The following is a 5,769-nucleotide window of genomic DNA, read 5'->3' as shown; positions in this document are numbered from 1 at the left end:
GCGGGACTTTCCGGTGGAGAGTCCCGCTTGGCTGTTACAAAGATAATACATTTTCTGGCGGAAAGCAAATAGTGTTAAAATCCACCCTACAATCGTATCAAACCAATCCGGAGGAATCAGAGGCTCTAACTTCTCTGGCATTGGGAATAGAGCAAAAAACAACAGAAATAAGGCTGGTAAAAATCAGATTAGTTGGAACTTTTACGAGAATACGGACTTTTCCACAGGTAAAAGTCACAAAAAAAGCCGTACAAACGCATGATTTCTTGCCCGTTTTACAGCCACAGACAAAGGGATTTTTTGTACTTTTGTCCTCATCTAGCCAATGACGCCATGAACGAGAAGAACGACAAAGAAATACCGGCTTACCGCACACGCCTGAAAAGCGAACGCTCCGACAGGCTCTACGTGCAAATATTGGAAGAACTCACCCGCAACAAGCGCTATCGCGATCCGGCCTTCACAGCCAGACAAATGGCCGAGATCCTGCACACCAACACCCGCTACATATCAGCCGCTATAGCCAACTGCACCGGCGGCAACTACAACATGATGGTCAACAAATTTCGCCTGCGCGATGCCTGCCGGATGATGCAAAGTCCACGCTACGCCCATCTCACCACCGAAGAGATCGGTCTGCTGGCGGGGTTTTCCTCGCGTCAGGCTTTCTATCTGGCCTTCTCACGCGTTTACGACATAACCCCAAGGGCCTACCGCCTGGGACTGAAACCTTAAAGCAGAAACGACAGGCACACCACTCTCGCTCCGGCACGTCAAAGCGCCGTCACTCTACCTCTCTAAATTCCTTACTATGATTTCTCCCTCCGAACGAAAACAAATCATCGAAATGGTGCGCCGCGGCGTAGTGCCGGCTATCGGTTGCACCGAACCTATCTGTGTGGCACTGGCCGTGAGCCGGGCAGCCGAAGCACTCGGCACACTGCCAGCACACATCGAGGCACGCCTCAGCGCCAACATCCTCAAGAACGCCATGGGAGTGGGTATTCCCGGTACGGACATGGTGGGCCTGCCCATAGCTATAGCGCTGGGAGCCATAGCCGGACGGGCGGACTACGGATTGGAAGTGCTACGCGACTGCACCGCCGAAGACGTGGAAAACGGCAAACGTTACATTGAAGAAAACCGCATCGACATCGCACTAAAAGAAGACGCACCTGAGAAACTTTATGTGGACATCAAGTGTCATGCCGACAACGGCGCAACGGCGCAGGTTATCATTGCACGAGAACACACTCATTATATATACATAGCCCGAAACGGAGAAATCCTGCTCGACGCCCCTCTCGCATCAGGCAACCATGCGGGAGAGGAAACCGACACCACACCGACACTCACCCTGCGCAAGGTATACGACTTTGCCACCATCTCCCCGATTGACGAAATCAGTTTCATCGACGAAGCCCGCCGACTCAACGAAACCGCCGCGGCCCGCTCGCTCAAAGGCAACTACGGCCACTGTCTGGGCAAAGCCCTGAGCCGCCCGCTGGGAAGGGGCATCATGGGCGAAAGCATTTTCTCCCACATTCTCTCAAGTACCAGTTGCGCCTGCGACGCCCGCATGGCCGGCGCCATGATTCCGGTGATGAGTAACTCCGGCTCAGGCAACCAGGGAATATGCGCCACTAATCCCGTTGTGGTATTTGCACGGGAAAACCACAACACTCCGGAAGAAATGACCCGGGCCCTCATGCTCAGCCATCTCACGGCCATTTACATCAAGCAGAACCTCGGCTCACTTTCGGCCTTGTGCGGCTGTGTGGTAGCCGCCACAGGCTCAAGCTGCGGCATTACGTACCTGATGGGCGGCACCTACGAGCAGATATCGGCAGCCGTGAAAAACATGATAGCCAATCTCACGGGCATGATATGCGACGGCGCCAAACCAAGCTGCGCCCTCAAGCTCACAACCGGCGTAAGCACAGCCGTACTCTCGGCCATGCTCGCCATGCAAGGCAACTGCGTGACACCCGTGGAGGGTATCATCGACGAAGACGTTGATCAGAGCATACGCAACCTGGTGTCGATAGGTGCCGAAGCCATGAATGAGACGGACCGCCGCGTGCTCGAAATCATGACACACAAAGGCTGCTGAAAGAAAAAAGAAGAACCGGCCAGCAAAAAAATCATAACAACCAAAGGTCTTATCATACGTTTTCCACTATCTTTGCAAGTTGTTCGTACATATTTTAAAAAGAAACACTAAATCTCCTGAAATGAAGAAAACACTACTTCTGGCTCTGTCTGCAGCCGCTTTAGCAACGCCGGCACTTCATGCACAAATTGCTGTGAAACAAGGCGGGAAAATGGACATCAAGATAGAACGCCTCACACGCGACTTCAACGAAGCCAAGGCTAAAAGCCGGACAGCCGCGGCCGACACACTGGTAAACGTCATCGTAACCTGCCATGACGCCGAAACCGTAGCCGGCAACATACAAACCCGAGGCGGACAAGCTCACCAACTCAGCGCAACGCTTCTCACGGCCGAAATACCGGCATCCAGACTGGCAGAGATCGCCGCCCTGAAAGAAGTGGAAAATATAGCCGCCCCACAGCAATTCCAACCCCTGATGACCACTTCGCGCCGCATGACAAACGCCGACAAAGTACAACGGGGAGAAGGGTTGGAAACGCCTTACACCGGCAAAGGCGTAGTGATTGGCGTAATTGACCAAGGATTCCAATACAACCACATCGCCTTCAAAGACGAACAAATGAAAACCCGCGTCCACTCCATCTGGAATCTATCCGTCAAAAACTCAAGTCCAGTCAAAGGCGTGCCTGTCGGACAGAACTACGACCTCATAGCCGGCGCCGCCGGACACGGTACCCACGTAACGGGCATAGCAGCCGGAAGCCGCATTGCAGGCAACGAATATTACGGTATGGCTCCCGAAGCTACCATAGTGATGATACCCTCCACACTCAGCGAGGACCAAATCATGAAAGGCGCACAATACATCAAGTCTGTAGCCCAAGAACTGGATTATCCGTGGGTGACAAACATGAGTTTCGGTTCACAGATAGGCCCTCACGACGGTTCAGGCACCGATGACCAATACCTTTCCAACTTATGCGGAGCCGGCGGTATAATCGTAGGCGCAATGGGCAACGAAGGAGCGCAAAAGATACATGCCGCGCATGAATTCACGGCAGCCGGACAAATCAAAAAGATTGTTGTCTCCGCTCCGGCCGAAGGGTATGCCTATAATTGCATCGACCTTTGGGGAAATGCCACAGACGGCAAACAACACATGGAAGTGACACCTTGTTGGTACAATCCGACTACAAGAAAATACACCGCTCTGAGCGATGAGGACATGAAGAAGGTGGCACCAACGTATGGCGGGGAAATCAACGCTCAGAATCATAAAGAACATTACACCTTTTACATCAACCACACAGCCTTTCTGAATTTCACCGGCAATACTCAGGCGCGTTTTGCGCTTGAAATAAAGTCACTCGAGCCTAACATCACTTTCCACGCTTGGTCCAATTCCGGCTGGGGAGAGTTCGAACGGCCGACATCCGATGTTCTTGCGGGCAACAGCAGCTATCTCGTGGGCGAAGGCGCGGCCTCTATCCCTAACGCCATTGCCGTTGCTTCCTACACCGGAGCAGGCAATTGGACAGCCGCATCTGACGGACAATCCTACATGGTGCCAGGTGAAACTTCAGGGAGCATGAGTTCTTTCAGCAGCCCCGGCCCGTGGCTGGGCAACGAGAAGAAGCCGACAGTTTCCGCACCGGGCGGCAACATAGCCTCAGCTTTCAACAAATACGAGAGTTTCAAAAAAGAGGACGTCTTCATCACCAATGCGGTCAATAGCAGAACCGGTGCCAAGCAAACTAATTATAATTTGACTTCCATCACCAACAGCGACTATTACGGTATCAAAAGCGGCACTTCCATGGCCACACCGGCTGTTACGGGCATAGTTGCCTTATGGCTACAAGCCAACCCCACTCTGACACCGGAGCAGGTCAAGGAAATCATCCGCAACACATCGACACGCTACCAGGCCTCCGATACCGACGGATGGGGCGCAAAAAGCGGTTATGGCAAGATTGACGCTTACGCCGGTCTGAAAGTCGCTCTGGAGCTAAGCACGGTCAACGGTATCGGTGAAACCACCATCGGCAGTGATTCTCCTGTGACTCTACAAAAGTCAGCCAACAGTTGGCGCATCCTCTTCAACAGAGCCGAGCCTGTGGCTAACATTTCCGTAATGACAATGAGCGGCAATGTGGTCAGTCGCCAAGCCCTCTGCGGTATGCAACCCGGCAATGAGGCTGTGGTCAGCCTTGAAGAACTCCCTGCCGGAGCCTATCTCATACGTATCAGCACACAAGGTGCAGACCTCACACGCAAGGTCATCCGATAAAAAGACAGCGGCCCGCCACGAAGCGGGCCGCTGCCGTATTACAGAAAAAACGGCAACCGATTGTAAAGGAACATCATCACAAAAGTTAGCCGAAAAGGAAATAAGTTTACAAAAAACATTTATTTTTGCATCAAAAGAATCTACTGAAACAACAGGAACGCTTACATTTCAAATTAAGCCAGAGAAAGAAACAACGTCATGGAATCTGTTATCAACCTCAACAGCATCGGAGATTATAACGACTTTTTTGGTTTGGAAACGCGGCACCCTTTGGTGAGCATTGCCGACTTGTCGAAATGCACCAACCATCCCAGACATTTCACCTTCAATTACGGCGTTTACGCGCTCTTTCTGAAACAGACCCAATGCGGTGACCTTCGCTACGGCAAGCAGACTTACGACTATCAGGAAGGTACTGTTACAAGTTTCGCACCGGGACAGGTGGTAGAAGTTACCATGAACGAAAACGCCCGCCCCTCAGCCGTCGGCCTGCTGTTTCATCCGGACATTATCCATGGCACATCACTCGGAGCCGCCATAAAGCAATATACCTTCTTCTCATACGCTTCCTCTGAAGCGCTACATCTTTCAGAAGAAGAGAAAATGATATTCCTAGACAGTCTGGAGAAAATAAGAATGGAATTGGAGCGTCCCGTTGACAAGCACAGCAAACGACTTATTTCCAAGAATATAGAATTACTGCTGGACTACTGTCTGCGTTTTTACGAACGCCAATTCGCCACCCGAACGGCCGCCAACAAAGACATACTGGCCAAATTCGAAAACCTGCTTGACAATTATTATGCCGACGGCAAAGTAAAGACAGAAGGATTACCTACGGTGCGCTACTTTGCCGACAAAGTTTTTCTATCGCCCAACTATTTCGGCGACCTAATAAAGAAAGAGACCAGCCGTACAGCGCAAGAGTATATCCAAAGCAAGATCATCTATTTGGCAGAGGAAATGCTTGCAGGCACCACCAAACCAGTCAGCGCCATCGCCTACGAACTAGGATTCCAATATTCACAACACTTCAACCGGCTTTTCAAAAAAAGCACCGGCTACACACCGGGTGAATACCGGAAAAGAAGAAACTAACAGAAAAAGGCAACAAAGCATCATGGAACGAACAGGTTTGGAATCTGTTTGCCTCATAATGCTCATATAAGGTCTCACTTATACATTTTCCGCCATTCCCATATCCTTTTTCAGGTGCAAAACAGGAAAGGGCCGACCGGCAGAATCCGTCGCATCGCACCCTACAACTACAAATCCCATGCGAAGATAAAAATCCACAGCTCCGGTATTCTGCTCGTTTACAGGGTCAAGCCGAAAACACGGTGCATGAATTTTGAGAAAGGTG

Annotated in this window: 5 protein-coding genes and 1 pseudogene; 5 read left to right on the top strand and 1 reads right to left on the bottom strand. The window is 51.2% G+C overall.

All coding sequences use genetic code 11. The features are described 5' to 3' along the window. The 5 genes from C5S62_RS13830 to C5S62_RS04575 all read left to right on the top strand — a co-directional run. On the top strand, positions 1–329 hold a 329-nt coding region (locus C5S62_RS13830), incomplete at its 5' end, for a hypothetical protein (protein ID WP_223301136.1). A gap of 4 nt (positions 330–333) precedes the next feature. Continuing rightward, complete coding sequence (locus C5S62_RS04590; protein WP_104404251.1) at positions 334–735, top strand: AraC family transcriptional regulator; 402 nt, start codon at positions 334–336, stop codon at positions 733–735. 79 nt (positions 736–814) lie between these two features. Beyond that, positions 815–2,113 carry a serine dehydratase subunit alpha family protein gene (locus C5S62_RS04585; RefSeq protein ID WP_172485928.1) on the top strand — a complete coding sequence of 433 codons (1,299 nt, stop codon included), beginning with the start codon at positions 815–817 and terminating at the stop codon, positions 2,111–2,113. A 121-nt stretch (positions 2,114–2,234) separates the two neighbouring features. Continuing rightward, positions 2,235–4,406 (top strand): S8 family peptidase, encoded by a 2,172-nt coding sequence (locus tag C5S62_RS04580; protein ID WP_104404249.1) that lies wholly within the window; start codon positions 2,235–2,237, stop codon positions 4,404–4,406. A gap of 198 nt (positions 4,407–4,604) precedes the next feature. Beyond that, positions 4,605–5,504, top strand: coding sequence for an AraC family transcriptional regulator (locus tag C5S62_RS04575; RefSeq protein ID WP_104404248.1), 900 nt, complete (start codon positions 4,605–4,607; stop codon positions 5,502–5,504). A gap of 78 nt (positions 5,505–5,582) precedes the next feature. Here C5S62_RS04575 and C5S62_RS13825 read toward each other — a convergent pair. Next, positions 5,583–5,769, bottom strand: a pseudogene (locus C5S62_RS13825) (hypothetical protein); the annotation flags it as partial.

It is taken from the genome of Prevotella sp. MGM2, assembly GCF_002933955.1.
Classification (GTDB): Bacteria; Bacteroidota; Bacteroidia; order Bacteroidales; family Bacteroidaceae; genus Alloprevotella.
This window is presented reverse-complemented; position numbering and strand designations above follow the sequence as displayed.